The sequence below is a fragment of the Paenibacillus anseongensis genome (assembly GCF_009757995.1).
Classification (GTDB): domain Bacteria; phylum Bacillota; class Bacilli; order Paenibacillales; family NBRC-103111; genus Paenibacillus_E; species Paenibacillus_E chondroitinus.
Genome location: NZ_WSEM01000030.1, coordinates 103,225 through 119,498 on the forward strand (window position 1 = coordinate 103,225; position 16,274 = coordinate 119,498).

Consider the following 16,274-nt stretch of genomic DNA (forward strand, 5'->3'; position numbering starts at 1 on the left):
AAAGAAACAGACGAATAACAGGTGATGCTCTGCTCTTACGTCTGTTTCTCTTAGATGCTTATACCGTCTGCTTAACGAGAGACTCGACTTCCACACAAGCCATAACAAAAGCCCCTACGCCATGCAGGTCATTTTCGCTAGTTGGGCGTGTTACGTAGTTTTCGTAATCGCCGGCTGACGTACCGATGCAGATCAAAGGCAAGATGACCCGCTCCTGCTCATCGAATTTCAGTGTACGAATCAAGCCCTCATAACCCTTCACTGCTGCAGCCGCACACTCCCCGCCGACAACCCCGTGCTTAACCGCCTTGGCAATCGTATAGACGAACAGACTTGTACAAGAGGATTCCAACCAATTGTCCGGTTGATCGCCTTTGTCTACGACTTGATACCATAGTCCGCTCTCCGTATCCTGGTAACGAATCAAGGCATGAACGAATTCACGCAAGGAGTCCACCAGCACCTCGCGCCCTGGCTCATCCGCAGGCAGTTCATCCAGGAACTGCGCGAGAGCAAGACCGTACCAGCCTAACGAACGGCCCCAGAACTCGGGTGAACAGCCAGTTTCGGCGTTGGCCCAAGGCATTTTGCGACTCTCGTCCCATGCATGATAGAGCAGCCCTGTTACGTCGTCTTTCATGTATTTGCGCATCAGTCCTTCTTGATGCAGCACGGTATCGCGCAGCGCGAGATCACCGTAAGCATTCGCGTATTTCAGCGAGAAGACACCCGCCATATACAAACCGTCGAGCCACATGTTGTAGGCATATTTGTCTTTGTGCCAATACCCGCCCTCGGACGTCAGGTTGATCGTGTTAAGCAGACTTCTCAGCTTATCGGCAGCGATCCGGTATTTTGCGTGTCCCGTCTTCTCTTCCAAACGGAACAACAAAAGTCCGGCCTGCACAGCATCAAGCTCATCGCGAGCAAAGTAAAGATTGCCGTTATCATCAATCAGGCCATCTACATAAGCCTGGATGTAAGCGTCATAGCGATCGTCCTTTTCAGCGGCCCAAAGCATTTCCATCCCGCATAAAAATACACCTTGATGATAATGCCAACGCCCGGCAGGCGGCAGCTCCATCGGTGTATACTGGCTCATAATGGAATCACAGGCAGCTCGTGCCCATTCCATCGGTGATTTTGCATAAATATCCGTCATAGTAAGTTTCCCTCTCTATTCCTATATAGATTTATGGATTTCCAGTCAACTTGTGGCAAATAGAGCGAATTAGCAGCGCTTGCGTCCCAGCGTTCATATCGCCTTCGACCTCGCCGCCGCCAATGTGGACGGCCTTCGGCATGTCGGGATAGTACTCGCCTGGCTTGACCTGAGCGACGTTAGGCGCTGTCGGAGAATGAGCAAGCTCACGGGAGAAGCTACCGTCAGCGCGCAGCAGTCTCCGCATATTCGTGAGTGTAATCTGGATGATTTCGCGCAGCTCTTCCTCTGGAATCGACAGCTTCATATACGAAAGCAAGTGAATCGGATTGCGGATATAACACATATCCGCTGCTTCCTCCTGCCTTAGCGCTGTGAGGATGCTTTGGTAAATACGATCTTCGCGCGGCAGTGGAACCCCGAAGTGATCATAAAAAATGTGCAGCTTGAACGTCCCCGATATCCGCACATAGTAGGAACCTTCCCCCCACAACCCGGTATGCGGGTCCTGCTTCTCCGCAAAGAAGTCAAACGCCGTCTTCGCGTAAGCCGCCCTGCGCTCATCCGGCTCTACCTGCCGCACGTACACGCTGGAGGTAGACAACCGGTCGCAGCCGCGCCAGCTGTTCACGAGCGGCACCGACTGCAGCCACGCCAGATAGCTCTGCGGCGAGTCCATATAAGCCGGCGCTTGCTGCGCCTCATAGGGCAGCGGATACAGCGGCTGCCCGCCGAGTTTCCTTAGCGCGTTACGGCTGTAGGAGATGGCTCGCGCCACCATCACTTCATCTTCGCGCATAAGCGGGTTCGCATCGTAGAAATACCCGGATACAGGGTCCTGCCTTTTCTGGAAAAAGCGTATAAGCCCTCGCTTCATCTCTTCCGGCAGGCTGCTTAGTAAGCCGAAGCGCTCCATAATATTGAGCGCTTGCGCCGTTGATTCAATGTCTGGAACGCCGCCACTACCGGGCAGCTGTTTTGAACTTTTTGCGTAATAGAAACCGCCGCTTTCCGCGTCGTGCTGTCCCCACAGCCAGTCGTGAAACCCGGCAAACAAACCGTCCATGTCCGCAAGCAGCTCGCGGATCTCATCGATATGCTTAGGCATCTGCATGTTGAAATCCTTTCTTTTACCCTTTGATGGAACCGATCATCGCGCCTTTCGCAAAATGCTTTTGCAAGAACGGATAAACAACAAGGATGGGTAATGTCGCTACAACGATAACCGCCATCTTGATGGACTGAGCCGGCGGCGGCGTCACGCTGTCGAGATCCACACTATGATCCATTCCGCTTGCCAGAACGACAATTTGTCTCAAAAGAACTTGAATCGGCCACATAGCGCTCTCATTCAGATAGAGAATTGCACTCAGGTAGGTATTCCAGTATGTCACGGCATAAAAGAGGGAAATCGTAGCAATCGCCGGCATCGACAAAGGCAAAACAATGCGGAACAAAATGCCGAAGTCGCTGCAGCCATCGATTTTCGCCGACTCTTCCAGTCCCTCCGGGATGTTTTGGAAAAAGTTTTTCAAAATAATCAAGTTAAACGCTGAAACAGCCGACGGCAAAATTAAGGCCATGTACGAGTCGATCATCCCTAATTCTTTTACAACCAGGAATGTTGGCACTAAACCGCCGTGGAACAACATCGTGAAAACAACCATGAACATGATCACTTTGCGGCCATCCACATCTCTGCGGGATAAGCCGTACGCCATGAGGGCTGTGATGAACATCGAAATGACCGTTCCTAGCAGCGTCGTCCAGATGGAAACGCCCATCGCTTTAAAAATCGTATTCGTCGAAAAAATAAACCGGTACGCCTCAATACTCCATTCCGTCGGAATAATAACGAACTTCTTCGCCGCCATCTCCGCGCTGGTCGTAAAGGATCCCGCCACAACATGCACAAAAGGAATCACTGTAATCAAGCCAATAATCGTCAAGAGCAAATAGTTAATGATGCTAAACATTCGCCCGGCTAATGTTCTATCTTCTACCATGGTGCAGCCTCCTGCCTTTCTATGCCTTGCTTAGTACACGCCTTCTTCGCCCATTTTCTTCGCAATGCGGTTGACAATCATCACCAGAACAAGCCCGATGAACGATTTGAACAATCCGATTGCTGCGCTGTAGCTGAATTGGCCTTGTTTTAAACCCGCTGTATATACATAAGTATCAATGATCTCCGCAACATTTCGGTTCATAGAGTTAAGCAGCAAGTACACATGTTCAAAACCGAGTTCGAGAACCGCACCAATTTTCAAAATTAACAAAACAATAATGACACTACGTAGTGCCGGAAGCGTAATGTGCCACATTTGGCGCAAACGTCCTGCACCGTCCATACGTGCTGCCTCATACAATCCAGGATCAATGGAGGCAATCGCCGCCAGATAAATGATCGTCCCCCAACCGGCTTCCCGCCAGATGACTTGAAGAATGTACATCGGTCTAAACCATTCCGGAGCCAACAGGAAATTGATTTTCTCAAAACCGAAATATTCAATAATGTCGTTAATAATCCCGCCGTCCATCGTCAACATAACGAAAGAGATCGAAACAATGATGACCCAAGACATAAAGTGCGGCAAATAGACGATCGTTTGGAACGTTTTCTTAAAAAATTCCCCTCTCACCTCATTGAGCATCAAGGCCATGATAATCGGGATCGGGAAGTAAAACAGGATGTTCATCACAAATAAAATTAACGTATTGCTCAAAATATTTAAGAAGTCCGGTTCTGTAAACAACCGCTGAAAATGCTCAAAACCCACCCACTCGCTCCCGCTAACCCCTTTGAACGGCTTATAGTTCTGGAACGAGATGATCAATCCATACATCGGGACATATTTGAACACGATAAAATATAAAATCCCCGGCAGCAGCATGACATAAATCCACTTGTTCCTCCATAGCCGCCTGCCTAACTCACTGCTCTGTTTCCTTTCCACCACACTTTGCACAGCATGTACATCCTGCATAATTCTCTTCCTTTCCCGATGTTTCCTAAAAACGAGAAGGCTGCCCCTGATGATCAGCAGCCTCCCCGATAAGAAACCAGTATGATTTCCTTGATTCCTGTCCACGGCTTATTTTTTGTATAGGGCGTTGTACTCTTCGATGATTTTGTTGCCTCCGCGGTTTTTCCAATCCTCGATGGCTTTATCGAATCCAGCCTTATCAATGCTGCCGTAGATGTATTTGTTCGTTGCATCTTTGATAACGTCTTGGAGCTGAACGCCTTTTTCCAAGTTTGTTTTGGAGTCAAGCGCTGCAACAGGGTCTTGCACGGCGAACTTCAGATTCGCAATTTTCAGCTCATCCGCTTTGCCTTGCGCAGGGATCGTTGGAATGCCGAGCAGTCTTCCTGATGTATCTTCATCGCCGATGGCTGCGTCAGTGAACGGCTTCACTTCACGCGTCCATTTCTCTTCATCCAGCTTTTTCGCTTTACCGTCGACTACACTGTAGTTGACATCTTTGATGCCCCAGTTTGCCAGGTTCGCTACTTCAGGCGTCATCATTTTGTCGAAGAAGGCGAGAACTTTTCTCAGCTCAGCTTCGTTTTTGATCGCAGATTTCGGGAAAAGCACGACGTTCGCGTAACCTGGAAGCGCCCATGCAGCGAATTTGCCGTCAGGTCCAGCTACCATGCTGTGTACGTCTACAACGGCTGTCGGCACGTTTTTGACCAGATCCTTGTTCAGGGACGAAACGTCTGTCATAGCTCCGATGTACATTCCTGCAGTACCGTTCGTGAACAGCTTTTGTTGATCGGTTTTACTTGTCGCTGCGAAGTCTTTATTCATCAGGCCTTCGTCACGCAGCTTTTTGAAATAATCCATCGACTTCACATATTCAGGGAACATGAACTCCGGCTGCAGTTTGCCGTCTTTCACGCCCCAGTTGTTCGGAACGCCCAACCAAGTTGCTGCTGTTTTGAAAGCACCGTAGATGAGATCGTTACGGTCTGTTAGACCGATGGTGTCCTTTTTGCCGTTGCCATCTGGGTCTTGCTCCGTGAAGGCTTTTGCCATCGCGTACAGCTCATCCATATTGGATGGCGGCTTCAAGCCCAGCTTATCGGCCCAGTCTTTGCGATAGATAAGACCTTGACGGGCGATATCTACGCCACGGTATAGCGTGTACAGCTTGCCGTCTACTTTTGTATTGTCATTCGTTGTGGACTTCAGCTTGCTCAAGTTCGGGAAGTCTTTGAGCAGCGGACCGATTTCCCAGAATTGGCCGTCGCGGATGGCGGATTTCATTTGAATGAAAGTCGCTTGGTTTTTCAAATACGTCACTTGCGGCAGTGCGCCGGTAGCGAACGTTGTGTTTAGCTTCTCCTCGTACGTATCAGCCGGGAAGAATTGATAGGTCAGCTTCGTGTTCGTTAATTTTTCCAGTTCTTTGATGATTGTATCTGGTGGCGTTTGCGCTGTGTTCAGTGGCGCCATAATGGTGATTGAGGCTGGCGTTGTATCAGCCGTTGCTTTTGGTGCTGCTGTTGTCCCGGCTGCTGCCGTCGTAGCTGCAGGAGTGGCCTTGCCTCCGTCTGAGCAAGCTGCAAGTGCGAAGCTGGATACCAGCAGAATGCCGAGCGGAATCGAGACGAAATTTCTCTTCATATTTGTTAGACCTCCGTGAATTGTTTGTTTGCTACAAGTTCCACGTTACAAGGTCTTAGGTAGGTACCGAAATAATCATTTACTCATTTCGGCCTGGTTCTTCTAGGATGTGAGATGATGATTATTGGGGAGGGAGATGATTATCCAACTGCCCCTGACTCTCCATGCTCTTTCTCCACCTTCCCACCTTTTGGGGCAGATGGATGTAGGTGCGGGACGGAGTGAGGATGGAGAGAGTTCGGTGAGGCTGGTAGCAGTAGATTAAGGGGAATGTGGATGCGGGTGGGATGTGAGAGTAGCTAGATGGGAGAGAATCTTATGGGGATGGATACTTTAAATCAAGGTGAATGTGGGTGCGGGGACAAATGGGGGATGCGGTTGCATAACAAAATCTGCAAGGGGGCTCGGCGCGCTTTCGACGAATTTCCGGCACGAGGTAGCCTTTTCGGGTCGCTCAGCCAGACTCGGCGGGCTTCCCAGACCTGAGACGGCCTTTTAGGCTCGCTCGCGGGAGGATCGGCGCACTTTCGACGAATTTCCGGCACGAGGCAGCCTTTTCGGATCGCTCAGCCGGGTTCGGCGGGTTTCCCCGCCGTGAGACGGCCTTCAAGGCTCGCTCGCGGGAGGCTCGGGGGGATATTTATCACTTCTTCGCATATGCCTCATTATACTCCCCAATAATTTGGTCGCCGCCGCTACGCTTCCAGCGCTCAATCTCCTGCGCAAAGGCTGCTTTATCGAGTTTCCCCAGCATATAATTGTACGTTGCGTCGGAGATGACTTTGTACAGCTCGACGCCACGCTCGTCGTAGGTTTTCGACTCTAACCCTAGCGTCGGGTCCTTAACGATATATTTCTCGTTATCCAAGCTGAGCTTATCCGCCAGTTGTGACAGGGACTCGCTCTCCGCGACCTGCTTCACCTGCGGATTGTTCAAGTCCGCGATCATGAGCGCATACAGCGCATTCACTTCGTTCACGCGAATCTTGGATGTCTCCTCCAGCAGCTGGACTTTGTCCCCAATGGTGGTGTAATGACGTCCCTCCAAGCCATACTTCATCAGGTTGGCGACATCTTTATCCATCGACCGGTCAAAAAATTGCAGCACCTGCTTCAATTCCGCCTCCGTGCGAATCGCTTTTTTGGAGAACAGGTACAGCGCGCTGTAGTTCGGAATCGACCAGATCTTGAATCCCGTAGGTCCTTCGATATGATTCACGAGGGTGAATTTGGCCGAAGGGTTCACAAGCTGCACCTCGTCCGAAAGCCGCTGCACATCCTGCATGCTGCCAATATAGACGCCCGCAATGCCCCGAATCAGCTTATCGCGCTGTACTTCTTTACTGGTGACGGCAAAATCCGAGTTAATGAGCTTTTCATCGTACAGCTTTTTCATGAAATTCATCGTATCCACATAAGCCTGCGTTTCGAACTCCGGCACCAGCTTTCCATTCGCAACGCCCCAGTTATTCGGAGTGCCGAAGTAGGAGCTCAGCGTCTTGAAAGCGCCAAAAACCAAGTCATTTCGGTCCGTCAGCCCGATGGTATCATCCTTGCCGTTGCGATCGGGATCGCCATACGTGAAGGCTTTTAACACTTGATACAGCTCATCAACCGTCGTCGGCTTGGCCAACTTCACATTGTTCAGCCAGTCCTCACGAATAATAATTCCTTGCCGGGAAGACGGCCGCTCGGTGTACAAGCCATAGATTTTTCCATCGACAGCCGCCTGTCCCAAAATCTCCTTATTGAGCTGCTTCAAATTCGGATAAGCCGACAAATACGGTCCGATATCCCAAAAGGCGCCGGAGCGAATCGAATTTTTCATCAACATATAGTCCGTATACTTCACGTAGGTTGCTTTTTTCAGCGAGTTCGTGGTGAGGGCTGTGTTCATTTTATCGGTGTATATGCCATCTGGAACCCAATTCAATTCCAGCTTCGTATTCGTAAGCTTTTCGATCTCCTGAACGAGCTCGGGGATAGGCGGATGCGGAAAATGAAGCGGTGCCATAATCGAAATAACAGGACGATCACTGCTCGCCTCATTGGCTCCCGTAGTGCTTCCTTTTGTGCAACCACTGATCAAAACAACCAACAACAGCCCGAAGATAAAGAGACGACCGTGCTTAAAAGCTTTCCTGTTTACCTGTGTGTACATGACCCTTCCCCCTTGATGCAGCAGCGTTTTGCGGTCATAATCAGAGAAAATGATTATCCGCCAGACAGATGATTATTGCTCTTAAGGACAGACTTGACTACAATACATAGATACAGAACTTAGATACAGAATTGATTATCCTAAGATAAGGTGTTGGCTGCGATGCCCAATTTAAGTTTTCTCAGCAAAATGACCATGTTCGGGTTCTTGCTCAGCACGCTCCCTGTTATTTTTATCGGCGCTTTTGCCTTCATGACCTCGTCGAATGAGATCCAAAAAAATGTCAACGAAGGAAAAATGCAGTTAATCACCCAAATCAACTCCAATGTAGAGCAGAAATTAACGACTGTCAACCATACACTTAATCAGGTCATCAACTCCACCGTGCTCAAGAAGGCGATGGATATGCCTTTAACTGTAAACGATTTCATGATGTATGACGATCTGCGCAGCGAAATCCGGTATATGCAATCTTTTGACACGAAACTGGAAGATGTCATCTTGATCAATGCCCGCGAGAACTGGATGATTAAGAACTCGGGGTTGTATCGTTTTGACGGCTACCCCTTTTACGATAAATTGCTGAACCTGATGAACACACAGGAGAACAGCACCTGGATTTTGAACCCGTCGAAGTGGTTTTTTACGGAGGAGAATGCTCGGAGCGTAACCTGCGATTACAGCATCTCACTGGTCAAAAAGCTGCCAACCACCGGACTGGAGAAATACGGCTTCGCAATGGCCAACATTCCAGCATGTTCCCTGCAGGATTTGATTCAAAGCGATACCAAACATCTGGAAGATATTCTGATTATGGACGAGCATCACCAGATTCTCATGCATCCGGATGCCAGCCTGATTGGCAAACCTATTGCGGAGGCCGGCCTGAAGGACCTGAGCCATATAACCGAGCCTACAGGTCAGTTCACAGCGGATATCAACGACAAGCGCTATTCGGTCAGCTATCTGCACTCGAACTTGAATAATTGGACTTATTTGTCCTTAACCTCCATCGACAGCTTGACCACAGAATCGCGTAAAATTGGAGTCTACACGATCTATGTCTGCATCCTGATGCTACTTCTGTCCATGCTGCTCGCTTGGCTCGGTTCGCGCAAAATGTACTCGCCCATTCAGCTCCTGCTCAATCAAATCGGGGGCCTCGTTACCGTGAACCAGAAGCGGAAGGCTAACGAGTTCCAGATGATCAGCGAGCACGTCCATACGTTGTTCCAATCCAAGTCCCAGCTGGAACGAGAGGTTCACCAGCATATCGGCCAGGTGCGGACCTTCTTCTTGATCAAAGCTTTCCAGGGGCATATTAAAACGAGCGAGCTGCCCGATAAATTAGCCCAATTTGGCTATACGAAGCATATGGAAGAATGGAAAACGATGTCCGTTATTACCCTGCAGATCGACTCCATCGACAATACCCGTTATGAAAAAAGGGACATGGAGCTGCTGCTTTTCGCCGCGCACAATATGATTGAGGAGCTCATTCCTTCCGATCAGCGGCTCGCTCCCGTCATTATCGATCAGACGGTGGTGACCTTGATTGGAAGCCCAGACAGTGAAGCTGCCGCTTTCCGCAACAAGGTCTACGCTCTGACGGAGCAGATGCAGCAGCACATCTTCAGCTACTTGAATCTGCACGTCAGCATCGGGATGAGCCTTCCCATCCATGCTTTTTCGCAAATGTCGATCGCCTACAAAGAAGGGCTGGAAGCTCTGAAGCATCGGATCAAGCTCGGCGAAGGGATCATCATTCAATACGAGAATATTAACTCGGGCAAACATTTCTTGAATCTGAACTATCCGAAGCCGCTCGAAAATGAATTGATGGACGCCATCAAAGTTGCCGAAAAGGATAAGTCCAAAGAGCTGCTGCGACAGCTCCTGCAAGCTGTATTCGCTGCTCCGCTTTCGCCGCAGGAATATCAGATTCCGCTGGCTCGGCTGCTTAACAATCTGCTGATGGTGATGCAGGAATCCGGCATTTCCTTGAATCAGATTCATCCGAACAAGGGCTCGCTTTTCGAGGAACTGTTGAATTTGCATATGACAGCGGAAATCGAAGATTGGTTCTGGACTGAGGTCATCCACCCGCTGATCCGCATCTACCGCGACCGGCAGGATGCTCAGTATCACAATATTTCAGAGAAAATTATCGATCTTGTGCAAAAATATTACGATACCGACCTCACGCTGGAGGACTGCGCATCCAGACTGCATTACAATGCGAATTATTTAAGCAGCATTTTCCGCAAAGAAACGAATTGCTCCTTCAGCGACTATTTGTCCGCCTACCGATTCAACATGGCAAAGAAATGGCTGTCGGAGACGGATATGCCCATCAAGGATATCTCGTCCAAGCTGCGTTATAACAACTCGCAGAACTTCATCCGATCCTTCCGCAAGCAAGAGGGTATTACCCCGGGGCAATACCGCGATAAGCAAAAAGAAGGCGCTGCTCTATAACTCCGAGCAGCACCCAACGCCAAAAGCCTCCGGAGCCACCAAACATTGTTGGTGGTTTCGGAGGCTTTTGCCTCTTCGTTAAACTAGGTGAGCTAGCTGGCTGTCCAGCTTTCTACTCGCTTGGATCTACAGCTGCCTTAAGCGCGGCACGGTTATTCCATAAGAACGACACAACGCTGTTGCGTTCCTCAAAGAACGCTTCTTTTTCATCCAAGTAGTCTTTACCGCGACCATGTACGCTGAAACGATCATCGTTGTAGTTCATCAGCGTCCACTGCCCCCCACGCTTGTTATCAGCGAACACAAGGTATAGTTTCTGGCCAGAAGGATCCCACTTCGCATACGACGAAAAGTTGTCCAAAATCAAGCCAATGTCATCCTTCTTTTTAATTTGCATGATCTTATCTCCTTTTCATTTTGATTTAGGCATATTTAGTAGAACAGGAACATAGTAAACGAGAATGCCTGAAAATGTTGTCGGACTGTGTGGATGGTTCATGGGAACCTTTGTCGAATGGCAATCTTTCTGGCATTTCGTGAGACTGTCAGGTCTGTAAAAAGCGAAAAAAGCCGTGGACATGACGTCCTCCGGCTTTAATTATTTCCATCCACGCGTATCCCGCCATGGAATTAACCACACAAAAGCTTACAGCCCCGCCGCCGCATAAACTTTATCAAAGCCCGCTTTGGAACGTTGAACCAAACTCTCCGGAGAATCTGTAGGAGGCGTAGCCATCAAAATCTCCTGCGAAACAGCGCCTTTATAGCCGATTTTCGCCAAACCTTGCAGGAAGCCTGCCAAGTCGATCACACCTTCGCCTGGGTACACACGTCCGTTATCGAGCACTTCCTCCACCGGAACGTCCGGCGCGTCGTTGATGTGGACGTGGACGATCTGCTCAGGACGCAGCTTCTCGATGTCAGCTACCGTTAACCCGTTCGTGTACCAGTGGTACGCATCGAACAGCAAACCGACGTTGCTCTCGCCGATCGCATCAATCCAATCCAGCGTCTCTTCGAGCGTCCAGATGAACGGATGTTTCCAGCGTGTGCGCAGGTGGTGCGGCCCCACAAACTCAAGGCCAAGACGGATGCCGTAGGCGCCAAGGATTTGCGCGCAAGTGCGCAATCTGCGCGTAGCCAGCGCCATGAAATGCGCAGCATTCAGATCCGTCGATGGCAGAACGTACGTGCAGCAGCTCGTACAGCCAAGCGCTGCAGCAGCTGCGGCTGCTTGAGTCAGCTTCGGCAGATCGGCGCGGAAACGCTCCTCGGACCCGCGCCATTCCACCGGTAGACCGATGGAGCCAATAACAAGCCCATGCTTGTTCAGCAGCTCGCGCGCACCGTCTACGCTATGACTCTCCACTAGGGCAAGTGCGTCGATATCGACGGCTGCAAAGCCGTATTTTGCCGCTAGCTCGATGAACTGCTCATTGCTCTCCAGCTTGCCAAGTCCTGCTCCCGTTAACCCTCTAAGCATCGTGTTTCCCTCCCGAATTAGATGTCCCAGTTTAGTTTCACTTCATTCCCTGTGCGGGAGGATTCATAGATGGCATCAAGAATTAAATTGTTCGTGTAGCCGGATAAAGCGGATGTAATTGGTTGTTTGCCTTCCCGAATGCACGTTAGGAAATGTCTGCTCAAACGCAGGCGCTCTCCTTCGTCATTCTCAGGCTTTTTCAAATCTGTCTCGATAGCCCGATTGAACTTCTCAGTCAGCAGTTTCCCGGATGCTCCTTTATAGCTCGCGCCGCCGTCAGAGCCCATCAGATGAATGAACGGCGTGTTATCCGTATCCATATGAACCGCCCAGCTCACTTCCAACGTCAAGGTGCTGCCGTCTTCCATACGGATGAGGGCTGTGGCCAAATCTTCCACATCATACGTGCCGTTCCAGTTTGGCGTCCCCCACGTACCAATCCCCTTCTTGCGAGGACCGAATTCGGCATAAGTAGCGCCAAAGACGGAGACAGGTTTCGGATTGCCCATCAAGTAGAGCGCTAGATCCAACATGTGAACCCCAATATCAATCAACGGGCCTCCGCCCGATTCGTTCATTTTCGTAAACCATGTGCCCCAGCCCGGAATCCCTTTGCGGCGGAACCAGCCTGTTTTGGCTGTGTAAATTTTCCCGAGCTCACCTGCTTCAACCTGCTCTTTGATCAGCTGCGGGACAGCTTCCCAGCGCATTTGGTGGCCAATCATGACCACTTTATTCGAAGCTTCGCTAGCTTTCAGGATCTGTTTAGCTGCTGCAGCATTAATGCCCATCGGCTTTTCAATCAACACGTGCTTGCCGGCTTCAATAGCTTGTACAGCAAGGGACGCATGATATTGGTTAGGCACACCAATAATGACAGCGTCTACATTACTGCTTTGAATAAGCTCTTCAGGGTTAGCTGCTACATGAGCAATGCCGTATTCTTGAGCTTTTGCTTGCGCTAGAGGCAAATAGGCGTCCGTAATCTCTGTAATTTCACAGGAATCCGCCAATTTCGAAAACTCGCGTATATGCACGCCGCCGATGTTACCGGCACCAATAATACCAATTCTAATTTTATTGCTTCCCACGTTCTGTTCCTCCTCATAAGTACATCCTGTACGACCTGCTTTTATGATAAAATAAAGGCAGCAGAAAAACGCACCTATATTTCGGAAAACGTCCCATTTCTTCGAAGGAGATTAGCCGAGTATGACGTACTTTCCCGACTATTTGAAAACGTACCCAAACATGCACTCATCCTTCCCTTTTCATATCAGCAAAAATACGCTGGGGCATGGCTTTCGCGCACACCGCCACGATTTCCTCGAGTTCTCCTATGTCATCGAAGGCACCGGGTCGGAAAGCATTAATGACGTCAACCATGAGATGAGAGCGGGCACTTTCACGTTCGTGCTGCCTTATCAGGTGCATGAAATTTTTACGGATCCCGGACAGAATCTGGTCCTGTATAACTGCATGTTCAGCATGGATTTGTTGATGGAATCAGGGAGCGATCCCGGTCTGTCGGGGCTTTTGGGTGAGATGACGGCCTTGCCCGCCTATGTCCAGCTGCATGGACAAGATCAGCAACAGATGCTTGCTCTCCTTGAGGAGATGTACCAGGAATATAACGGCACGGAACGATACAGACAGACACTTTTAAAAGGCAAGCTGAAAGAAATTCTCATCCGCTTCGACCGCCATCGTTGGAAACAAGCTCCCCTTGCGGAGGCAGCAGCGATCCCGCTTCACGGTGCGAAGACGCATCATTCCGTTTGGCCTATCATTCATTATATCCACCGTAACTATCAGGAGGAGCTGGCCTTATCGGACCTCGCTGCGAAGTTCGCGATGAGCGCCTCGCGGATCTCTGAAGTGATCAAGCAGACGACTGGCCAAACGTTCGTCCACTTCTTGCACGACCTGCGCTTGCGTCATGCTTGCAGCCTGCTCGTGTCCACGGAGATGAGCGTAACGGAAATTGCGCTTGAGGTTGGATACGGCTCGTACAAGACGTTCTCCCGCATTTTCCGGGAAAGCAAAGGCATCGTACCCAAAGATTATCGCAAGGCGGAGCATCATCGCCGGGTAACGTGAGCTAACGTGAGTAGGGAGTCGTCCCAGTTAGGCCCGAACTGGTCTATCTTCTCCTCCGAGCGATTATACTTAACATAGTATATTTGAGTGCGAGGAGAGTGCTGATCTTGTCCAATGCGTTTGTAGCACGTTCTTTGGAAGAAGTGCGGTTCTGGTCCCGAATTATGAAGGAACATTCCCTTTTTCTGAAGCTGGGTTTCCGCTGCGAAGATACGCAGCTCATTCAGGAAGCGAATCAATTTTACAGTATTTTTGAGCAAATTGAAGCTAGAGCCCATTCGTATACCGAAGCGACGGATCCCTCGCAAATACAGCGTTTTAACCTGGAAGCACACTCAGCCGCAACGCACATTTGGGCTTTTAAAAGAAAAGTTCTTGGACTGATCATTCAATGCAAGCTGCCAGGGGGCAATAACTTTCCCTTACTTGTTGATCATACGAGCCGAGAAGCCAACTATTTCAGGAATCGGTTGGAGGAATTAAACACGGGAAGACTGGACCCGTTACCTGACGCGATCATTCATGAAAATGTTTTCTTCCTGCGCATTATGGCGGATCATGCCAAGTTCATCGGACATCTGCTTGACCCGTCAGAGCGTCAATTAGTCGAGCAAGCCCGCAATTTCAGCCACGATTTTGATCAGCTGCTGTTTCAAGCTATCGACTTGAGCGGCATGAAGCCGCAATCGCAGACCGAGCCGCTTCTGGACCAATTCCTGGATCAGAACCGCGTTTCCGTCGTCTCGCTCCGCGACTTCAAGAAGACAGCCAGAGATTTAATCGAGGCCTGCAAAATCAAAAGCATCATCCACCCGCTGCTCGCGGATCACGTGTTTCGGGAGGCCGAGAGGTTTTTGTTTATCATTGATGCTTTTGAAGTGGCGCTCACGGGGAAACAACCAGGTGCCTAAAATAATACGGCCGCCATGGAAGGTAGGTATACCTTACCTTGGCGGCCTTTTGAATTTGGCGCGAGAGGAGCGGCGAAGGGGAACTGCAGGTCTCTATTTCAGCAAAATTAGCTATTTTTCCGATCGAAGGGAACTGTGATCCTCTATGTTTCCATAATCAGGTCATTTGGCTCTGTATCAGCTGAAATAAGATCCCCCAGTTCCCCCAAACTGCCACCCCCGACTTATCGGGCTTAGATAAGGTCCTGTAGTTCCCTCCCACACACGTTCGATCGTTACTTTTCCACCACCCACACGGGCCCCGCCGAAATAAACCGCCACGCATCAGGCCATACTACTCCAGTCCCCTATGCTTTTTATATATTCCTTGACAGGAATATTCCAAACCAAGTATATTTAGTGTATGAATTCGACTATGAGTGCTCTCGCCGAGCCCAACCGTCTACACATGGTCGAACTCTTGCGTGACGGTCCCCTCACCGTAGGGGAAATCGCCGATCGACTTGGGCTTAACCAACCCCAGGTTTCCAAACATCTCCGCGTCCTCAGCGAGGCCGGAATCGTGGAGGTTCAACCGATCGCCAATCGGCGGATCTACAAGCTGCGGCCCCAGCCGCTTCAAGAGCTAGATGCCTGGGTGAAGTCTTTCCGCCAGATTTGGGATGAGAGCTTCGACCGCTTGGACGCCTATTTGCAAGAACTGCAAAGCCAAGAAAGCAATTCGGAGGACAAGCCTTAGGCTGTCGCCGCAAGACTGCCGCGGGTCCCGCTTTTCTGCCACTTTTACAAATCGATACTATTTTAAACTTATGGAGGTACTCACCCATGTCCGAAACTACAAATGCCCGCTCGCTAGTTATCACACGCACGTTCAACGCTCCTCGCGAGCTCGTCTTCCAATGTTGGACGAAGCCCGAACATCTCAGTCACTGGTGGGGACCGACAGGAATGCAACTGGAAGTATCCACGTGTGATGTTCGCCCCGGCGGCATGTTCCATTTCAGCATGAAATCCCCTGACGGCTTTCAAATGTGGGGTAAATTTGTATATAGCGAAGTTTCCCCTTCAGATAAACTTGTCTACACGAACTCGTTCTCCGATGCGGACGCGAACACAATCCGTGCTCCGTTCAGCCCGGTTTTCCCGCTTGAAATTTTGAATATCGTAACCTTCGAAGAGAAAGATGGTAAAACGGTTGTCACCATTAGCGGCGGCCCTGTTAACCCAACCGAAGAAGAAGCTGCTTTCTACACGTCTATGATCGAGAACATGGAACAAGGCTTTGGCGGTACCTTCAATCAACTCGACGAGTACTTGGCGACACTTGCTTAATTCCCTATGCACC

At 50.0% G+C, this 16,274-nt stretch carries 14 protein-coding genes; 5 read left to right on the plus strand and 9 right to left on the minus strand.

Annotated features, from left to right (window positions below):
• Positions 1-58: 58 nt before the first annotated feature.
• The 6 genes from GON05_RS29140 to GON05_RS29165 form a co-directional block, all read right to left on the minus strand.
• A complete protein-coding gene (locus tag GON05_RS29140; protein ID WP_157324179.1) occupies positions 59-1,162 on the minus strand; it encodes a glycoside hydrolase family 88/105 protein in 1,104 nt (367 codons plus the stop codon).
• 31 nt (positions 1,163-1,193) lie between these two features.
• Positions 1,194-2,276, minus strand: coding sequence for a hypothetical protein (locus tag GON05_RS29145; protein ID WP_246239549.1), 1,083 nt, complete (start codon positions 2,274-2,276; stop codon positions 1,194-1,196).
• Positions 2,277-2,292: 16 nt separating this feature from the next.
• On the minus strand, positions 2,293-3,168 hold the full coding sequence (locus GON05_RS29150; protein WP_157324180.1) for a carbohydrate ABC transporter permease: 876 nt from the start codon (positions 3,166-3,168) through the stop codon (positions 2,293-2,295).
• Positions 3,169-3,198: 30 nt separating this feature from the next.
• Positions 3,199-4,149, minus strand: coding sequence for an ABC transporter permease (locus tag GON05_RS29155; RefSeq protein ID WP_157324182.1), 951 nt, complete (start codon positions 4,147-4,149; stop codon positions 3,199-3,201).
• 108 nt (positions 4,150-4,257) lie between these two features.
• Complete coding sequence (locus GON05_RS29160) at positions 4,258-5,796, minus strand: extracellular solute-binding protein (RefSeq protein WP_157324184.1); 1,539 nt, start codon at positions 5,794-5,796, stop codon at positions 4,258-4,260.
• Positions 5,797-6,439: 643 nt separating this feature from the next.
• The gene (locus GON05_RS29165; RefSeq protein WP_157324186.1) at positions 6,440-7,957 is read right to left on the minus strand and encodes an extracellular solute-binding protein; all 1,518 of its coding nucleotides are present in this window, start codon (positions 7,955-7,957) and stop codon (positions 6,440-6,442) included.
• A 162-nt stretch (positions 7,958-8,119) separates the two neighbouring features.
• Between GON05_RS29165 and GON05_RS29170 the strand changes: the two genes are divergently transcribed.
• Positions 8,120-10,435, plus strand: a complete 2,316-nt coding sequence (locus tag GON05_RS29170; RefSeq protein WP_157324188.1) for a helix-turn-helix domain-containing protein — start codon at positions 8,120-8,122, stop codon at positions 10,433-10,435.
• Between the two features lie 112 nt (positions 10,436-10,547).
• On the opposite strand, the gene GON05_RS29175 is transcribed toward GON05_RS29170, so the two are convergent.
• The 3 genes from GON05_RS29175 to GON05_RS29185 form a co-directional block, all read right to left on the minus strand.
• Positions 10,548-10,832 (minus strand): hypothetical protein, encoded by a 285-nt coding sequence (locus GON05_RS29175; protein WP_127456634.1) that lies wholly within the window; start codon positions 10,830-10,832, stop codon positions 10,548-10,550.
• Positions 10,833-11,081: 249 nt separating this feature from the next.
• Positions 11,082-11,918 carry a sugar phosphate isomerase/epimerase family protein gene (locus GON05_RS29180; RefSeq protein WP_157324190.1) on the minus strand — a complete coding sequence of 279 codons (837 nt, stop codon included), beginning with the start codon at positions 11,916-11,918 and terminating at the stop codon, positions 11,082-11,084.
• A gap of 17 nt (positions 11,919-11,935) precedes the next feature.
• Entirely contained in the window at positions 11,936-13,009 is a 1,074-nt protein-coding gene (locus GON05_RS29185; RefSeq protein WP_181646376.1) for a Gfo/Idh/MocA family protein, read from the minus strand.
• Positions 13,010-13,130: 121 nt separating this feature from the next.
• Between GON05_RS29185 and GON05_RS29190 the strand changes: the two genes are divergently transcribed.
• The 4 genes from GON05_RS29190 (at position 13,131) to GON05_RS29205 (ending at position 16,261) form a co-directional block, all read left to right on the plus strand.
• Positions 13,131-14,018: an AraC family transcriptional regulator gene (locus tag GON05_RS29190; protein ID WP_157324192.1), complete on the plus strand. Its 888-nt coding sequence runs from the start codon at positions 13,131-13,133 to the stop codon at positions 14,016-14,018.
• Between the two features lie 107 nt (positions 14,019-14,125).
• Positions 14,126-14,929 carry a DUF2935 domain-containing protein gene (locus tag GON05_RS29195; protein WP_181646377.1) on the plus strand — a complete coding sequence of 268 codons (804 nt, stop codon included), beginning with the start codon at positions 14,126-14,128 and terminating at the stop codon, positions 14,927-14,929.
• 403 nt (positions 14,930-15,332) lie between these two features.
• The gene (locus tag GON05_RS29200) at positions 15,333-15,668 is read left to right on the plus strand and encodes an ArsR/SmtB family transcription factor (protein ID WP_157324194.1); all 336 of its coding nucleotides are present in this window, start codon (positions 15,333-15,335) and stop codon (positions 15,666-15,668) included.
• A gap of 86 nt (positions 15,669-15,754) precedes the next feature.
• Positions 15,755-16,261 (plus strand): SRPBCC family protein, encoded by a 507-nt coding sequence (locus GON05_RS29205; protein WP_157324196.1) that lies wholly within the window; start codon positions 15,755-15,757, stop codon positions 16,259-16,261.
• Positions 16,262-16,274: the final 13 nt, after the last annotated feature.